Origin of the sequence: Cellulosimicrobium sp. NPDC057862, from assembly GCF_042797035.1 — a bacterium.
Lineage (GTDB): Bacteria > Actinomycetota > Actinomycetes > Actinomycetales > Cellulomonadaceae > Cellulosimicrobium.
Map to the genome: position 1 here is coordinate 373,032 of NZ_JBHVMH010000001.1, position 16,375 is coordinate 389,406.

At 73.7% G+C, this 16,375-nt stretch carries 13 protein-coding genes; 6 read left to right on the plus strand and 7 right to left on the minus strand.

Annotated features, from left to right (window positions below; genetic code table 11):
• The first annotated feature begins 20 nt into the window (after nt 1-20).
• Nucleotides 21-593: a hypothetical protein gene (locus ACFVN3_RS01520; RefSeq protein ID WP_378229847.1), complete on the plus strand. Its 573-nt coding sequence runs from the start codon at nt 21-23 to the stop codon at nt 591-593.
• A 233-nt stretch (nt 594-826) separates the two neighbouring features.
• Here ACFVN3_RS01520 and ACFVN3_RS01525 read toward each other — a convergent pair whose 3' ends face one another.
• The gene (locus tag ACFVN3_RS01525) at nt 827-1,609 is read right to left on the minus strand and encodes a tetratricopeptide repeat protein (protein WP_378229849.1); all 783 of its coding nucleotides are present in this window, start codon (nt 1,607-1,609) and stop codon (nt 827-829) included.
• Nucleotides 1,610-1,804: 195 nt separating this feature from the next.
• Here ACFVN3_RS01525 and ACFVN3_RS01530 point away from each other — a divergent pair, with 195 nt between their 5' ends.
• Nucleotides 1,805-2,992, plus strand: a complete 1,188-nt coding sequence (locus ACFVN3_RS01530; RefSeq protein ID WP_378229851.1) for a GAF domain-containing sensor histidine kinase — start codon at nt 1,805-1,807, stop codon at nt 2,990-2,992.
• 36 nt (nt 2,993-3,028) lie between these two features.
• Here ACFVN3_RS01530 and ACFVN3_RS01535 read toward each other — a convergent pair whose 3' ends face one another.
• Nucleotides 3,029-3,502 carry a pyridoxamine 5'-phosphate oxidase family protein gene (locus tag ACFVN3_RS01535; RefSeq protein WP_204538192.1) on the minus strand — a complete coding sequence of 158 codons (474 nt, stop codon included), beginning with the start codon at nt 3,500-3,502 and terminating at the stop codon, nt 3,029-3,031.
• 142 nt (nt 3,503-3,644) lie between these two features.
• Nucleotides 3,645-4,376: a response regulator transcription factor gene (locus ACFVN3_RS01540; protein WP_082379792.1), complete on the minus strand. Its 732-nt coding sequence runs from the start codon at nt 4,374-4,376 to the stop codon at nt 3,645-3,647.
• A gap of 214 nt (nt 4,377-4,590) precedes the next feature.
• Between ACFVN3_RS01540 and ACFVN3_RS01545 the strand changes: the two genes are divergently transcribed.
• Nucleotides 4,591-5,490, plus strand: coding sequence for a universal stress protein (locus ACFVN3_RS01545; RefSeq protein ID WP_378229854.1), 900 nt, complete (start codon nt 4,591-4,593; stop codon nt 5,488-5,490).
• Nucleotides 5,491-5,663: 173 nt separating this feature from the next.
• Here the strand turns inward: ACFVN3_RS01545 and ACFVN3_RS01550 are convergent, their stop codons facing one another.
• Together ACFVN3_RS01550 and ACFVN3_RS01555 are read right to left on the minus strand one after the other, a co-directional pair.
• On the minus strand, nt 5,664-10,163 hold the full coding sequence (locus ACFVN3_RS01550) for a TIM barrel protein (protein WP_378229856.1): 4,500 nt from the start codon (nt 10,161-10,163) through the stop codon (nt 5,664-5,666).
• A 406-nt stretch (nt 10,164-10,569) separates the two neighbouring features.
• The gene (locus tag ACFVN3_RS01555; protein ID WP_378229858.1) at nt 10,570-11,010 is read right to left on the minus strand and encodes a MarR family winged helix-turn-helix transcriptional regulator; all 441 of its coding nucleotides are present in this window, start codon (nt 11,008-11,010) and stop codon (nt 10,570-10,572) included.
• 91 nt (nt 11,011-11,101) lie between these two features.
• Between ACFVN3_RS01555 and ACFVN3_RS01560 the strand changes: the two genes are divergently transcribed.
• Genes ACFVN3_RS01560 through ACFVN3_RS01570 form a run of 3 tightly spaced genes read left to right on the plus strand, consistent with a single transcriptional unit; the run spans nt 11,102 to nt 13,255 of the window.
• The gene (locus ACFVN3_RS01560; protein ID WP_378229860.1) at nt 11,102-11,791 is read left to right on the plus strand and encodes a maleylpyruvate isomerase family mycothiol-dependent enzyme; all 690 of its coding nucleotides are present in this window, start codon (nt 11,102-11,104) and stop codon (nt 11,789-11,791) included.
• Nucleotides 11,788-12,165 carry a DUF1304 family protein gene (locus tag ACFVN3_RS01565; RefSeq protein WP_378229862.1) on the plus strand — a complete coding sequence of 126 codons (378 nt, stop codon included), beginning with the start codon at nt 11,788-11,790 and terminating at the stop codon, nt 12,163-12,165. The genes ACFVN3_RS01560 and ACFVN3_RS01565 overlap by 4 nt, the downstream gene beginning before the upstream one ends.
• Before the next feature lie 43 nt (nt 12,166-12,208).
• The gene (locus ACFVN3_RS01570) at nt 12,209-13,255 is read left to right on the plus strand and encodes an arginase family protein (protein ID WP_378229864.1); all 1,047 of its coding nucleotides are present in this window, start codon (nt 12,209-12,211) and stop codon (nt 13,253-13,255) included.
• A gap of 33 nt (nt 13,256-13,288) precedes the next feature.
• On the opposite strand, the gene ACFVN3_RS01575 is transcribed toward ACFVN3_RS01570, so the two are convergent.
• Together ACFVN3_RS01575 and hutU are read right to left on the minus strand one after the other, a co-directional pair.
• Complete coding sequence (locus tag ACFVN3_RS01575) at nt 13,289-14,686, minus strand: amidohydrolase family protein (RefSeq protein WP_378230316.1); 1,398 nt, start codon at nt 14,684-14,686, stop codon at nt 13,289-13,291.
• Nucleotides 14,683-16,359, minus strand: a complete 1,677-nt coding sequence (hutU, locus tag ACFVN3_RS01580) for a urocanate hydratase (protein WP_378229866.1) — start codon at nt 16,357-16,359, stop codon at nt 14,683-14,685. The genes ACFVN3_RS01575 and hutU overlap by 4 nt, the downstream gene beginning before the upstream one ends.
• Nucleotides 16,360-16,375 lie beyond the last annotated feature (16 nt).

Sequence of the window (16,375 nt, forward strand, 5' to 3'; positions counted from 1 at the left end):
GTCGATGAGAGGGGACAGTGATGAAGGGGACGATCGAGCGGAACGCCAACGCGCCGCTCCCTACGGTCGAAGGCAACGAGCCGGAGACCCTCAGCCTCGCGGAGCGCGCTCCGCGACACACGCAGGTCGTCCTCGGCGTCCTGCGGATCGTGGTCGGCTTCTACTTCCTCTGGGCCTTCCTCGACAAGACGTTCGGGCTCGGGTTCTCGACCCCCGCCGAGCGGTCGTGGATCAACGGGAACAGCCCGACCACCGGGTTCCTGTCGAACCTCGAGGGCACGTTCTCGGGCTTCTTCAGCGGCCTCGCCGGCAACGCGTTCATCGACGTGCTGTTCATGGTCGGCCTGCTCGGCATCGGGCTCGCCCTCATCCTGGGCATCGGCATGCGGGTCGCCTCGGTGAGCGGCACGCTCCTGCTCCTGCTCATGTACCTGGCCGAGCTCCCGCTCGTGACCAACCCGATCATCGACGACCACATCACGATGGCCCTGACGATCATCGCGCTCACGCTCCTCGGGGCGGGCAGCGTGCTCGGCCTCGGCAAGACGTGGAAGAAGATCCCGTTCGTCCAGCGCAACGCCTGGCTGGTCTGACGGTTCCGACAGCCCGCCGTGTGCGGCGGGCCTACGGGGCGACCGATACCGCGCGACGATTCTGAGGCCGTCGCTGCAGGGAGTCGCTCCCGGGGGAAGAGGGACGTGCGGGCGGTGGGGAGACCACCCGCACGTCCCGCCCCTCCGCGCCCGGCAGGGCGACCGACGCTCGACGGAGCGGGTCGCCCGCCGGGCGCCTTTCTGTCTGCACCCGCGTGGCGGTGTCCTCGTGCTCAGCCGAAGCGCGCGAGCAGCTCCGCCGCCTGGGGGTCGCCCTGGGCGGCGGCCTCGCTCCAGAGCGTCATCGCCTCGGCGACCCGGCCGGCCCGCAGCCGCAGGACGCCGAGGCTCGTGCGCGCGGTCGGCTCGCCCACGAGCGCTGCCTGCTCCAGCAGGTCCTCCGCGTCGAGACCGCGACCTGCGCGCACGTAGAGGTCGGCCAGCGCCGCCGCGACGCGCGCCTCGCCCGCCTCCGCCCAGCCCTCGAGGAGGGCCACGGCGTCGTCCCCCGCGAGCGCGCCGCTGCGCGCCAGCTCGACGGCGGCCTCCCAGCTCTCGCCCGACGTGGCGACGAGGAGGTCGGCGGCGGCGTCCTGCTCCCCCAGGTCGGCGAGCACCTGCGCGAGCCGGACGGAGGCGCCCTCGACGTCCTGCGCCTGCTCGTACCACCGGCGGGCGGCGTGCAGGTCGCCCCGCTCGGTCGCGACCTGCGCGGCCATGAACGCCCCGAGGACGTCCCCCGCGAGCCCCGCGAGCTCGAAGCAGCGGAAGGCCTCCGCGGCGTCGCCCGCCTCGTGGTGCGCGACGCCCAGCCGGTACACCGCGCCCGGGACGCCGTGCTCGACGGCCGACTCGTAGAACGGCACGGCGGCCGCGGGACTACCGAGGGCGCGCAGGTCGTCGGCGATGGCGACGAGCTCGGCAGGGTCGTCGGGGTGCAGGTGCCCGACGGCGGCCCGCAGGTCGGCGAGCGCGGTCGCCGTGGCGGGGCCCGCGCTCTGGTCGGTGGTCGGCATGCGGCACCGTGTCCCTTCGGCCCCCTGCGTCGACGGCCTCGGTCGGCTCGCGCCGCACCGGCCGCGGCGGGCGACCGGCAGGACGGCGACGGACGTCCCGAGATGTGGACGCACGATAGCGCGGGGTGTCGCCCACGTCACTCCCCCGGGCCTCCGGGTGCCGCCCCGGGCCCCGCGTCTGGGAGACTGCGTCAGGTGAGCGGAACGACCGACCTGCCGACCGACGTCGGGCAACGCGTGCTGGACGCCGTCGTGGCGGTGACGAGCGACCTCGACCTCCCGCAGGTGCTGCGGCGCATCGTCGAGGCGGCGATGGAGCTGACCGGCGCCCGGTACGGCGCGCTGGGCGTGCGCGACGCCTCGGGGCGCGAGCGCCTCGCGCAGTTCATCCCGCTGGGCCTCTCCGACGACGAGGTCGCCGCGATCGACCACTGGCCGCACGGCGAGGGCCTGCTCGGCGAGCTCATCGACCACCCCGAGCCCATCCGCGTCCCGGAGATCGCCGACGACGTCCGCTCGGCGGGCTTCCCCGAGGGCCACCCGCCCATGCACACGTTCCTCGGCGTCCCGGTCCGGGTGCGGGAGACGGTGTTCGGCAACCTCTACCTCACGGACAAGCGGGTGCGCGGGGCGGGCAGCGAGGACTCCACGACGGAGTTCACGGCGGAGGACGAGGCGGCCGTGATCGCGCTCGCCGCGGCCGCGGGGGTCGCGATCGAGAACGCGCGGCTCTACGGCCGCGCCAAGCAGGTGGGCGTGCTCGAGGACCGCGACCGCATCGCGCGCGACCTGCACGACGTCGTGATCCAGCGCCTGTTCGCGTCCGCGATGACGCTCATGAGCGTGCAGCCGCTCGTCGCCGACCCGAACGCGCGGACCCGCATCGAGGAGACCGTCTCCGACCTCGACGAGACGATCCGGCAGATCCGCTCGACGATCTTCGCCCTGCACACGGCGACCGACCCGGACGCGCCGTCGATCGAGGACCGCTTCCGCGCCCAGGCGGAGGCCGCGACGACGGTCCTGGGCTTCGCGCCGGAGGTGAGCGTCGAGGTCGCGGCCGAGGGGTCGGGCGCGGGCGTGTCCGACGGCGGCCCGAGCCTGCCCGCCGAGGTCGCCGACCAGCTCGTCGTCGTGCTCGGCGAGTCCCTGACCAACGTGGCGCGGCACGCGCAGGCGAGCCACGTCGTCGTGCACCTGTCCGTCACCGCGCACGAGGCGCGCCTGGTCGTCACGGACGACGGGGTGGGCATCCAGCCCGGCGGGCGCCGCTCGGGGCTGCGGAACATGCAGGCGCGCGCGGCGGCGCTGGGCGGGTCGAGCACCGCGACCGCGCTGCCCGACGGCGGCACGCGGCTCGAGTGGTGGGTGCCGCTCGTCTGACGCGGCCCGCGGGCCGTCTTCAGCGCAGTAGCCGCCTCAGCGCAGTATCCGCCGCCCCGTGACGATGCGCGGGACGACCTTGATGACGCGGTCGCGCACGCCCGGCACGAACGTCACGAGCGGGAGGGCGAGCAGCCGTGCCCGCTCCACCGGCTCGGTGACCTCGAACGTGCGGCCCACGAGCACGACGGACCAGCCGGAGCGCGCCTCGGCGTCGAACTGGTCCACCTCGAACGCGACGACCGCGCGGCTCGCGGCGACGGCGAGCTTGGAGCCCTCGGCGGTGCGGAACACGACGTCCGGCCCGTCGAGGACGAAGTTCACCGGCTGGATCGCCGGCAGCGCGTGGTCGGTGTAGACGATCCTGCCCACTGGGACGGTCGCGAGGAGCGCGTAGCTCTCCTCCGGCGTGAGCTCCGAGAGCCCTGCCGAGGCGCGCGGGCGCTCGGCCGTCATGGCCCCCGCACCCGCCACCGGTGCCCCTGTCCCGGTCCGCTCGACTGTGTCCATCTCCACATCGTCGCGCCGCGGTGTCAGATCGGCGAGAGCCGAAGGTCCCAACGCCGCGCGGTCGCCCGGACCCTCGCCGTCGGCCCCCGGTCCGTCGGGTGACGAGCCCTCGGGCCCGCCGGGACGCGCCCCGGCGCCGCCCTCAGGGACGGAAGGGCTGGCCACCGTGCTGCCGGTCCCCCGCCGGCGCGCCCGCGCCCGGGGTGCCGCCCTGGCGCGTCGCCTCCTCCTGGCGCATCTCGGTCGCGAGCACCGCGACCTGGGTGCGCCGCTGGAGGCCGAGCGTCGCGAGGACGTGCGAGACGTAGTTCTTGACCGTCTTCTCCGCGAGGTAGAGGCGCTTGCCGATCTCGCGGTTCGTCAGCCCCTCGCCGATGAGCGCGACGATCTGGCGCTCCTGCTGGGACAGGCCCTCGAGCCGGTCCGGGATCTCGTCCGCGGCGTGGCGCAGGCGCTCGAGCACGCGCGCGGTGCTCGCCGGGTCGAGCAGCGAGCCGCCCGCCGCGACGGTGCGGACCGCGCCGACGAGGTCGGAGCCGTGGATCTGCTTGAGCACGTACCCCGACGCTCCGGCGAGCACGGCCTGGAACAGCGCCTCGTCGTCGGCGAACGACGTGAGCATGAGGCAGCCGACCTCGGGCAGCTCGGAGCGCACCTCGCGGCACACCTCGACGCCGGAGCCGTCGGGCAGGCGCACGTCGAGGATCGCGACGTCGGGTCGGGTCGCCTTGATGCGCGCGAGCGCGGAGGCGGCGGTGCCGGCCTCGCCGACGACGGTGATGTCACCGGCCGCCTCGAGCAGCGCGGCCACGCCGCGCCGGACCACCTCGTGGTCGTCGAGCAGGAACACACGGATCGGGTGGGGAGAGCCCATGCCCTCAACGTAGCCCGTCGGAGGGGGATTCTCGCGCGCGCGGCGGTGTCACGCCGCAGGTGCGGGACCTTCGTCCCGCCACCTCGAGCCGTGGGTCCTCGCAGGCCGGGGCCGTCGCACGGTGCGTCTGCCCCGGGTCGAGGAGTATCCAGGAGGTGTGCAGGCGGCCGGGGAGCCCGACCGCGAAGGGGACGACAGGACCGAGGTGGGAACGGTGAGCGGATCGACGCAGCAGGTCGTGCTGGTCGGCGTGGACGGCAGCACCACGAGCGGCAAGGCCCTGGACTGGGCCGTGCGCGAGGCAGCCCGCCGCGACGCGCAGCTCCGGGTGCTCCACGTGGCGTACGTCCCGGTGGTCGCGACGCCGTTCGTCGGCGGCGCCTACTACCCGAGCGTCGAGGAGCTCGGCGAGATCGCCGGGCCCATCCTGTCGGCCGCCGCGGAACGCGCTGCGCACGTCGACCCCACGGTCCCCGTGCGCACCACGCTGCGGTCCGGCCCGCCCGCGGAGGCGCTGCTCGACGAGGCGAAGGGCGCCGACCTCGTCGTGGTCGGCTCGCGCGGCCTGGGCTCGGTCGGCTCCATGTTCTTCGGCTCCGTCGGGACGCGGCTCGCCGCGCGCTCGCCCGTCCCGGTCGTCGTCGTGCCACCCGTCGTGGACCGGAGCGAGCGGACGACGGACGTCGTGGTCGGCGTCGACGGTTCCGTGCACGGCGACGCGGCGCTGCGGTTCGCGCTCGACGAGGCGGCCCGCACCCGGTCGCGCGTCGTCGCGGTGTGCGCGTGGCGGCTACCCGTGGGACCGCTGTGGGAGGAGAACCCGTCGTTCTACACGTCGGCCGAGCGCGACGCGCGGGCCGAGGCGTCGCGCACCGTCGAGGCTGCGCTCGCGCGCGTGCGGACCGCCGAGCACGACGACGTCCTCGTCGAGACGTTCGTCGTGGACCGCGAGCCGTCCGTCGCCATCCGGGAGGCCGCGGCGGGTGCCGCGCTGACCGTCGTCGGCTCACGCGGACGGGGCGACCTGCGCGGCATGGTCCTGGGCTCCGTGAGCCAGCAGGTGCTGCACCACGCGACGCACCCGGTCGCCGTCGTGCACGCCGAGAAGGCGTAGCCCGCCACGGGCGGTCGCCCCGCACGGCAAGTCCGGGTGGTGGTGCGCCCGCTGCCGGACGGGCACACCACCACCGAGAAGTGGGGCAGCATCGGCCGCCACCCCACGTGGCGCCCCGGTGGCGCCGGGTGAGACGGTGTCGGACCCCCGTCTCACCCGGCGCTCGGGTCACGTCAGCCGCACGACCGCGCGGCGTACCCGGCCGTGACCGTGTCCGTCCCGCCGTCGGCGTCCGTCACGGTGACGGTCACCTCGCCGGCCTCGATCTCCGTGGCACGGGTGCTGAACGACTGGTAGGCGTTCTTGCCCGGGGCCACGTCCGCGAAGGTCTTGCTGCCGAACGGCGTCTCGATCGCGACGTCGAGCGTGGAGTCGTCCACGTTGAGCGCACGGACCGCGACGTAGGTCTTGCCGGCCAGGCAGCGCGGCTCGACCGTCACGTCGACCTCCGGGGTGTCTGCACCGGCGGGGATGCCGGTGAGGTACTCGAAGCCCTCGGCGGAGAACTCGTCGTTCGCCGGCGAGCCGTCGTACTCCATGACGAAGTACGCCACGTCCGCGTCGAGACCGGCCCGCAGGATCTCCTGCAAGGGCATGTCGCCCTCCCCGAGCTTGGTGAACGTCGGACGTCTACCCGCGTTGAGGTTCGTGGCGTCCTTGATGTGCAGGAGCTCGATGCGGTCAGCGTGCTCCTCGATCAGCGCGGGCACGTCCACGCCGGCGTTCGCCGCCCAGGCCGTGTCCAGCTCGAAGGCGACGAGCTCGGGGTCGGTCTCCGCCACGAGAATCTCCCACGCGGAGGTCAGCTCACCGTTGTACTCGTACTTGGTGTTGAACTCCTGGTCGTGGTTGTGACCGAACAGCTTCCCGGTGCCGTTCGCGACCGAACGCGCACCGAGACGGTCCATGGCCTCGGCCGTGGCCAGCACGTTCTCCAGGCCCCCGCCGATGCCCGGGGACGGGAAGCCGCCCGAGCCCACGTACTCCTGGCCCATCGTCTTGACGTACGCGAGCGTCGCGTCGAAGGTGCCCTCGTTCACGTTGTAGTGCGACGACGGGACACGGAGACCAGCAGCGTCGAACTGGGCCCGAGCCTGCTCGGCCGTGAGGCCGGAGTAGTTCGAACCGAAGGGCTCGACGTTCTGGAAGCCGATCTCGCCCAGGCGGTCGTAGACGCCCTCCCAGCCGATCTGGCGGCTCCACGAGCTGAGCGAGAACAGCTGCATCGAGACCTTGTCCACGGGGATGGTGACCGGCTCGGTCGGCTCCTCCGAGCCGCCCGCGGCCTCACCGGTGAGGTACTCGAACCCGGTCGTGGCGAAGGACTCGCCGTCGGCGGCCATGTCGTACTCCATGACGTAGTACGCGACACCCGCCTCCTGACCGGCGGCCAGGATCTCCTGCAGCGGCATGTCGCCGTCGCCGAGGTTGGTGAACGTCGGGCGCCCACCGGCGTTGAGGTTGACGGCGTCCTTGATGTGCATGAGCTCGATCCGGTCGCCGTACTGCTCGACGAGCGCCGGGACGTCGACGCCCGCGTGGGCGGCCCACGCCGTGTCCAGCTCGAAGGTCACGAACTCGGGGTCCGTCTCCGCCACGAGGATCTCCCACGCCGAGGTGAGCTCACCGTCGTACTCGTACTTGGTGGTGAACTCCTGGTCGTGGTTGTGGCCGAACACCTTGCCGACGCCGGCCTCCACGGAGCGCTGACCGAGGCGGTTCATCGTCTCGGCCGTGGCGAGCGTGTTCTCCAGGCTGCCGATCCCCGGGCTGGGGAAGCCGCCGGAGCCCACGTACTTCTGCCCCACCGTGGCCACGTAGTCGAGCGTGTCGTCGAAGGTCGCCTCGCCCACGTTGTAGTGCGAGGACGGCACGCTCAGGCCCGCGGAGTCCGCCTGCGCGCGGAACTGCTCCGCCGTCAGGCCGGAGTAGTTGCCGCCGAAGGGCTCGATGTTCTGGAACCCGATCTCGCCGAGGCGGTCGAGCACGGCCGGCTGGCCGTCTGCGGTGACCCAGGGGATCAGCGAGAACATCTGGAGCGAGACCTGGTCCGCCGGGATGATGACGGACTTCCCGAAGAACAGGTTGTCGACGTCGACGCCGCCCGTGCTCGTCACGACGACCTTGCCCGAGCCCTCCGGCACGCTGGTGAGCGTCCGGGTGACGTCGGTCCAGCCCTCGCTGGCGAAGCGGAGCTCGGCGAGCGACTCGTCGGTCGTGCCGTCGGCGCCCTCCCAGCCCAGCGTGACGGTGCCCTCGCCGCGACCGAGGACGGTCACGCGGTTGATGGCCTCGCCCGACGGGGCGTGCTCGAAGGCCACGGGCTCGTAGGCGAACGAGTCGCCCGCGTCGAGGGACGTGACGTAGCCACCGGCGTCGGCGGTCTCGTCGACGACGACCTCGATGCCCTCGGCCGCGTCGTACCACTCGGCCTGCTGCTCCTCGGGCTTGAAGATGCGCGTCAGCTCACCGGTCGTGGCCGGGACGTCGCCCTGCGCCTGGTCGGTGTAGGTCACGACGAGGGTGCCGAAGATCTTCTCGCCCTCACCGTGCTCCACGGCGTCCGCGTTGGTCTGGATCGTGATGCCGCACCCGTCTGCCGTCGCAGCCGCCGTCCCGGTGACCTCCGGGTGGGCGTGGGTGTTGTGGCCGAGACCGAACGTGAACTTCACGTCGGTGCACGTGACCTCGTCGCCGTCCTCGGCGTCGTGCACGGAGACGCCCAGCTCGAGCTTGTCGCCCCAGTTGAAGATCGCCCCGTCCGCGACGTCGACGCTGATCTCGGGCGCCGTGTTGCCGACGGTGATCTGCTTCGTCGAGAGCGTGAACAGACCCTCGGGGTCGGTGACCCGCAGGATGACGTCGTACTGCCCGAGCTCGGTGAACTCGTGCGTGACCCTCACGCCGGTGGCGTCGGTCTGGCCGTCACCGTCGAAGTCCCACTCGTAGGTGAGCTCGGCGCCCTCGGGGTCGCTCGACCGCGAGGCGTCGAACGTGACCTCGAGCGGAGCCTCGCTGCTGGAGACCGCGCTGGCGGTGAAGGACGCCTGCGGGTGCTGGTTGCCCTCGCTGTAGGACACGCGGTACAGGCCCGCGTCCGGGTTCTGGCGGAAGAAGCCGTCACCGTACTCGAGGACGTACAGGTTGCCGTCCGGACCGAACTCGAAGTCCATGACGTTGTCCCAGATGGGCTGTGCGGCGCTCGTGAGGTGCGCGTTCGGCAGGAAGTCCTCCACGGCCGTCACCTCACCGGCGCTGGTCAGCTCGTCGAGCGTGAACGCGGCGACGTAGTCCTGGGAGAACTCCGCCATGAACGGCTTGCCGTCCCAGTACGCAGGGAACTTGCCCGGTGCGTCCGGGTAGTCGGCCGAGCGGAAGATCGGCCCGCCCATGGGGGCCTGGCCGCCGCCGCCCCACGCGGTCAGCGGGTCGAGCACCTCGGGCTGGTCGCCCGGGTTGTCGCCGTAGTAGACCTGCGGCGCGGTGGCCGGCGGCAGGACGTCCAGGCCGGTGTTCCACGTCGAGTTGTTCTCGGCGCCGGCCTCGCAGTCGAAGAAGTCGCCCGGCGTCGACGTCGCGTAGTCCCACTCGTTGTAGTTGGCGTTGGGCCCGTGGCAGTAGGGCCAGCCGCCGTTCATCGGCTCGGTCGTGAGCTGCCACTCGACGTAGCCCATGGGGCCACGGTCGGGGTTCGCGGTGGCCGCGTCGGGGCCGTAGTCGCCCCACACGAGCGCGCCGGACTCGACGTCGTAGTCGATGCGGAACGGGTTGCGCAGGCCCATGACGTAGGTCTCGTCGCGGACCAGGTCGCGGACGTCGTCGTACTGCGGGTCGTCGAAGAGGTTGCCCTCCGGGATGGAGTACGTGCTCCCCGGACCGACCTCGGTGCCGGCGGCGAGGTCCTCGATCGGGTTGATCCGCAGGATCTTGCCGCGCAGGTCGTTCGTGCTGCCCGCGCCACGACGGTCGTCGAAGCCCGGGTTCATGCCCGGGGCGTTGTTGTTCGGCGCGTACCCCGCCGCACCCGGCGCGCTCGCCGGCGTGTTGTCACCGGTCGAGAGGAACAGGTTCCCCTCGTCGTCCCACGCGATGTCCGCGCCGACGTGGCAGCACTGCCCGCGCTGCGCGTCGACCTTGAGGATCTCGCGCTCGGTGGACAGGTCGATGGCGTCGGTGGCCGGGTCCCACGTGAAGCGGGAGAGCTGGTTGTAGCCGAGCCACTGGTCCCAGTAGCTCTCGTCCTCGCCCGCGGGCAGGGAGTTCGGCGCGCTGCCGCTCGGCGTCGTCTCCGGGTAGTCGACCCCCGAGGGCGACGTGCCCTCCATCACGCGGGGCGCGTAGACCAGGTAGACGAAGTGGTTCTCCTCGAAGTCCGGGTCCAGGGAGATCCCCTGGAGGCCGTCCTCCGAGTTCTTGTAGACGTCGAGCTGCGCGATCTGGCTCGTCAGACCCGTCGTCGGGTCCGTGAGCCGCACGACGCCGTCGCGGGCCGTGTGCAGGACGCGCGAGTCGGGCAGGACGGCGAGGTCGATCGGCTCGCCGGTGTCCTTGCTGAGCAGCACCTTCTCGTAGTTGTCCCAGTCGAGCGCGGCCGCGTCGGCAGCGGCGGTGTCGCCGCCCTCCTCGTGCCCGGGGTGGGCGTACGCCCCTCCGACCGTCAGCGGTACCAGCATCGCGGCTGAGACCGCCGCGGCGGCGTAGCGGGACCACCTTCGGTGGCCTGGGGAAAATCTGTGCACAACGTCCTCCTTGACGCACTGAGGGAACCAAGCAGCCTGGTCGTGAGGGCGAGGCACAGGGTCTCTGGCCGCACTCCTCCGTGGCTCGCGCCGGTCGACGCATGCGAGCGCTCGACGCTGAGGCTGCACGTGCGACCGAACGAGGATGCCCGTGTCAGCCGACGAAACCCGACCGTACCTTCGGGATCTACTTTTGTCGACGCCTAGTCGAAAGATGCGTGTCGTGGATCTTTGTTATGCACACTTGCTATACACAAGTGGAGGATCGGGCGCTGGGCCAGTCGTTCGGGGACGGGTGCGCGGCGCGCCTCACGCGACCGGCGACGCCGAGCCGTTCGAGCTAGCCCCAGGGGTCGGTGATCTCGCGCAGGCGCGCGAGCTGACGCCGCAGGGACGCCATGCCGCGCACCCCGAGGTGCGCGGTCCACTCCGCCTCGACCCGCGCGAGCTCCGCCGCGGCGACGCGGGACGCCGCCTCGCCCCGGGGCGTGACGCGCACGAGCCGCGCCCGACGGTCGGCAGGGTCGGGGACGCGCTCGACGTACCCGGCGGCCTCGAGCTGGTCGACGAGGAACCCCGCGGTCTGCTTGGTGATCTCGGCCGCCTCGGCGAGCTCCGTGAGGCGCGTGCCGTGCGGTCCGACCCGCTGGAACACGCGGAGCTGCGCGGGCGTCGCGTCGTCGAACCCCGCCTCTCGGACCGCGGTGTAGACCCGCAGCTCGAGCGCGCGGTACGGGATGAACAGGAGCAGCCCGGTGTTGAGCTCGCCCTGCTCGCTCACGTACGCCTCCGTGGGGTGCCGAGGGGTTGACCATCGTCAGCCCGACTGACTAAAGTAGTCAGATCATCGTATCAGTTCTGGAGGCGCTCCGATGAGTGCACCCGACTACTGGATGACGGAGGAGGACGTGTGGGCGGCCGTCGCGACCGCTCGGACCTCCTTCGTGGACCTCGTCGCCGGTCTCGACCCCGCCGACTGGGAGCGCCCCAGCCTGTGCACGGGATGGCGCGTCCACGACGTCGCCGCGCACCTCACCCTCGCCCCCACCTCCTCGCGCGCGGCTCTGGCCCGCGGGCTCGCGCGAGCGCTCGTCCGCGGCCGTGCGAGCTTCGACGGGATGATGGACCTCCTCACGCGCGAGGCCGGGGCACGCCCGCGCGAGGAGGTGCTCGCCGCCCTGCGCGCAGGCGTCGGGTCGCGTCACCTCGCACCGGGGACGACGCCGCGCGTCGCCCTCGTCGACGCGCTCGTCCACGCCCAGGACGTCGCCGTCGCGCTCGGGATCGACCTCCCCGCCCCGCCGCTCGCGGCGCGCGAGGCCGCCGAGCGCGTGTGGGCGGTGTCCTTCCCCTTCCACGCCCGGCGGCGACTCGCCGGGTTTCGCCTCGTCGCCGCCGACGTGCCCTGGCGGCGCGGCGAGGGCCAGCAGGTGACCGGCACCATGACCGCCCTGCTCCTGCTGCTCACCGGGCGACCCGCGGCCCTCGCCCACCTGGACGGTGACGGCGCCCGCCGCCTCGCCCGCTCGTTCGCGCCGCACGACCGGGAGGAGCTCCCATGAGCACGCTCGCCCAGGTCCTCGCCGTCGCCGCCGGCGTGCTGCACGTCGGCGTCGGGGTCGTCGAGGCCTTCTTCTTCCACCGGCCCTGGGCCCAGCAGTTCCTGCTGCGCAAGCGCTTCTCGCCGCCCGAGGTCGCGCTGTGGGCGTTCAACGTCGCGTTCTACAACATGTTCCTCGGCGCCGGGACGGTGCTCGGTGTCGTGCTCGCCGCGAACGGCCTCGTGGACGAGGGTCGGACCCTCGTCCTGTACACGGCGGGGTTCATGACCCTCGGCGGGGTCGTGCTGTGGGTCTCCGACCACCGCCTGTGGACCGGGACCCTCGGCCAGTCCGGGTTCGGGCTCGCGACGCTGGTCGCGACCCTCGCGTCCTGACGCGCACCGCTCGGCCGGTACCGCGCGTTGCTACGGTCGGGACGTGAGCAGCGCCGCGCAGCCCCTGTCCCACGACCCGTCCTGGCCCCGTGCGGGCGGCTGGACCCCGCTCGACGGGGAGGACGTCGACGTCGCGATCCTCGGCGTCCCGGCCTGGCGCACGTCGCTCTCCCCCACCGGCGCGCACGCGACCCCCGCCGCCGTGCGCGACGCGCTGCGCCGGTTCAGCCCCGCCCTCGTCCCCGGCCGCCCCCTGCCCGACGCCGGTCCCTCCGCCCGCGTGCGACCCGCCGCCCTGACGGGGCCGGACGGGACGAGGACCAGCGGGACCGGCCGGCGCGCGACGTCGGGCCGGGCTGCGCACCTCGACCTTGCAGGCCTCGCGTTCGCGGACCTCGGCGACGTCGACGAGCCCGACGGCGCGGAGGGCGAGGCGCGGACGCGCGCGGCGGTCCGCGCCGCCCTGGAGCGCGCGCGCCTGCTCGTCGCGCTCGGCGGCGACAACTCCGTGACCGTCGCGACGGCGCTCGGCGCGTGGGGCGACGACCTCGCCACCGCGGGACTCGTCACCCTCGACGCCCACCACGACCTGCGCGACGGCGTGTCGAACGGGTCGCCCGTGCGCCGCCTGGTCGAGGCCGGCCTCGACCCGCGGCGGGTCGTGCAGGTCGGCATCGCGGACTTCGCCAACTCGGCCGAGTACGCGCGACGCGCGGTCGAGCTGGGGATCACGGTCGTGCACGTCGACGAGCTGCGCCGCCGCGGCCCGGAGGACGTCATGCGGGCGGCGCTCGCGATCGCCGGCGCCGCGGGCGGGCCGGTGCACCTCGACGTCGACGTCGACGTGTGCGACCGGTCCGTCGCCCCGGGCTGCCCCGCGAGCGTCCCGGGCGGCATCGCGGCGTGGGAACTGCGCGCCCTCGTCCGGGCCGCGGCGCTCGACGAGCGCCTCCGCTCCGCCGACGTCGTCGAGGTCGACGCCACCGCCGACGCCCCCGACGGCCGCACCGTCCGCCTCGCCGCCCTCTGCGTCCTCGAGCTCGCCGCCGGCGTCGCCCTCCGCGAGGTAGAACCTCCCGTCGCGACGTAGAACGCGGCGAGCCCTATCTCGTGACGGGAGGCTCTACCTCGGCGGCAGGCGGACGCCGTCCTTCCAGACCGCCCCGACGAGCGGGACGCCCGGGCGGTAGGCGAGGTGGACGCGGCTCGGGGCGTCGAGCAGCACGACGTCGGCCCGCGCGCCGGGGGCGAGGTGTCCGACGTCGTCCCGCCGCAGCGCGAGGGCGCCGCCCGCGGTCGCGGACCAGAGGGCCTCGGCGACCGTCATGCGCATCTCGCGGACCGCGAGCGCGACGCACAGCGGCATCGACGACGTGTAGCTCGACCCGGGGTTGCAGTCGCTCGCGAGCGCGACGACGGCGCCCGCGTCCAGGAGGCGCCGCGCGTCGGGGTAGGGCTGGCGCGTGGAGAACTCGACCCCGGGGAGCAGGGTCGCCACGGTCCCGGCGACCGCCCCCGCGCCCGACGTCGCAACGGCCCCGGGCGCTGTGCCCGGGGTGGCCCCCGACCACGAGCCCGCGAGCGCCGCGACGTCGGCGTCGGTGAGGTAGGTGCAGTGGTCGACGGCAGCGGCGCCGAGTCCGACGGCGAGGCGCACGCCCTCTCCCGGGCCGAGCTGGCTCGCGTGGACGCGCACGCCGAGTCCCGCGGCGGCCCCGGCCTCGAGGACGCGGCGCGACTGCTCGGGCGTGAACGCGCCGGTCTCGCAGAACACGTCGACCCACCGCGCGTGGGGCGCGCACGCGGCGAGCATGTCGCCGCACACGAGGTCGACGTATGCCTCGGCGCGTCCGGCGAACTCCGCCGGCACGACGTGCGCCCCGAGGAACGTCACCTCCGGTGTGACCTCGCGCGCGAGCCGGACCGCGCGCTCCTCGTCCGCGACCGTGAGCCCGTAGCCGCTCTTCACCTCGACCGTGGTCGTGCCCTGCCGCGCCGCCTCGTCGAGGTGTCGCGCCAGGCCGTCCCGGAGCACGTCGTCGGGCGCCGCGCGCGTCGCCGCGACGGTAGACCGGATGCCGCCCGCCGCGTACGGGCGGCCGGCCATGCGCGCCTCGAACTCGGCGGCGCGGTCGCCCGCGAACACGAGGTGGGTGTGGGAGTCGACGAACCCCGGGATGACGGCGCGCCCGCCCACGTCGACCGTGGCGTCCGGCGCGCGACCGTCCAGGGCGCGTCCGACGGCGTCGCGTGCCTCGCGGGCGGGCCCCGCCCAGGCGACCCGGCCGCCGTCGAGCAGCACGACGGCGTCCGTCACCAGACCGGTCGGGTCCCCTTCACGCGTACCGGGACCGCCGGGCACGTTGGTCGTCAGCTCGCCGATCCCGGTGAGGAGCGTCGACCCGCCCCCCGAACCCGGGATCGCTCCCCACCCGGACGCTGCCGAGCCCGGGTTCTCTCCCCAGGATCGGCCGCCCGTGGGGAACGACCCCGGGTTCGGCACCGGGGGGTGGCCCATCAGGACTCCCGCGTCGGGACGCGGAGGCCGCCGCGCTCGGCCGCGGCGACGGCGTCGTCGTAGCCGGCGTCCACGTGGCGCAGCACGCCGAGGCCCGGGTCGTTGGAGAGCACGCGCGCGAGCTTCGCCGCCGCGAGCGGCGTGCCGTCCGCGACGGACACCTGGCCGGCGTGGATCGAGCGGCCCATGCCGACGCCGCCGCCGTGGTGGATCGAGACCCACGTCGCGCCCGACGACGCGGCGGTCAGCGCGTTGAGCAGCGGCCAGTCGGCGATCGCGTCGGAGCCGTCGGCCATCGCCTCGGTCTCGCGGTACGGGGACGCGACGGACCCGGCGTCGAGGTGGTCGCGGCCGATGACGACCGGCGCGCTGACGGCGCCCGACGCCACGAGGTCGTTGAACGCGAGGCCCGCGCGGTCGCGCTCGCCGTGCCCGAGCCAGCAGATGCGCGCGGGCAGGCCCTGGAACGCGACCCGCTCCTGGGCCGCGCGGATCCAGCGGTGGAGGTGGTCGTCGTCGAACAGGTCGAGGACGGCGGCGTCGGTCGCGGCGATGTCGCGCGGGTCGCCGGACAGCGCGGCCCACCGGAACGGCCCCTTGCCCTGCGCGAACAGCGGGCGGATGTACGCGGGCACGAACCCGGGGAAGTCGAACGCGCGGTCGTACCCGCCGCGGCGCGCCTCGTCGCGGATCGAGTTGCCGTAGTCGAACACCTCGGCGCCCGCGTCGAGGAACCCGACCATCCCCTCGACGTGCCGCGCCATGGACTCGCGCGCGCGGTCGGTGAACTCGTCGGGCTTCGCCGCCGCGTAGTCGGCCCAGTCCGCGACCTCCACCCCGACCGGGAGGTACGACAGCGGGTCGTGCGCGGACGTCTGGTCCGTCACGACGTCGATCTCCACGCCTCGGCGCAGCAGCTCCGGCACGACCGCGGCGCTGTTCCCCTCGACCCCCACCGACAGCGCCCGGCGCTCGCGCCGCGCGTCCTCGACGAGCCGCACCGCGGCGTCGAGGTCGTCGGCGACGACGTCGAGATACCGCTCGCGGACGCGGCGGTCGAGACGCGACCGGTCGACGTCGACCACGAGGCACGCACCGCCGTTGAGCGTCACCGCGAGCGGCTGCGCGCCGCCCATGCCGCCGCACCCGCCCGTGAGGGTGAGCGTCCCGGCGAGCGTGCCTCCGAACCGCTTCGCGGCGACCGCCGCGAGCGTCTCGTACGTGCCCTGGAGGATGCCCTGCGCGCCGATGTAGATCCACGATCCCGCCGTCATCTGCCCGTACATCGTCAGACCCATGGCCTCGAGCCGCCGGAACTCCGGCCACGTCGCCCAGTCCCCGACGAGGTTGCTGTTCGCGAGGAGCACGCGCGGCGCCCACTCGTGCGTCCGCAGCACGCCGACGGGCTTGCCCGACTGCACGAGGAGCGTCTCGTCGTCGGCGAGCGTCGTGAGCGTGCGGACGATCGCGTGGTAGCTCGGCCAGTCGCGCGCGGCCCGGCCCGTGCCGCCGTAGACGACGAGGTCGTCGGGCCGCTCCGCGACCTCCGGGTCGAGGTTGTTCATGAGCATCCGCAGCGGCGCCTCGGTCTGCCACGACCGCGCGGTGAGGGTCGTGCCGCGCGGGGCGCGGACGGGGACGGGGGTGCCGAGTCGATGGGCCGGCTCGTGGGCCATGTCTCTCGCTCCTTCT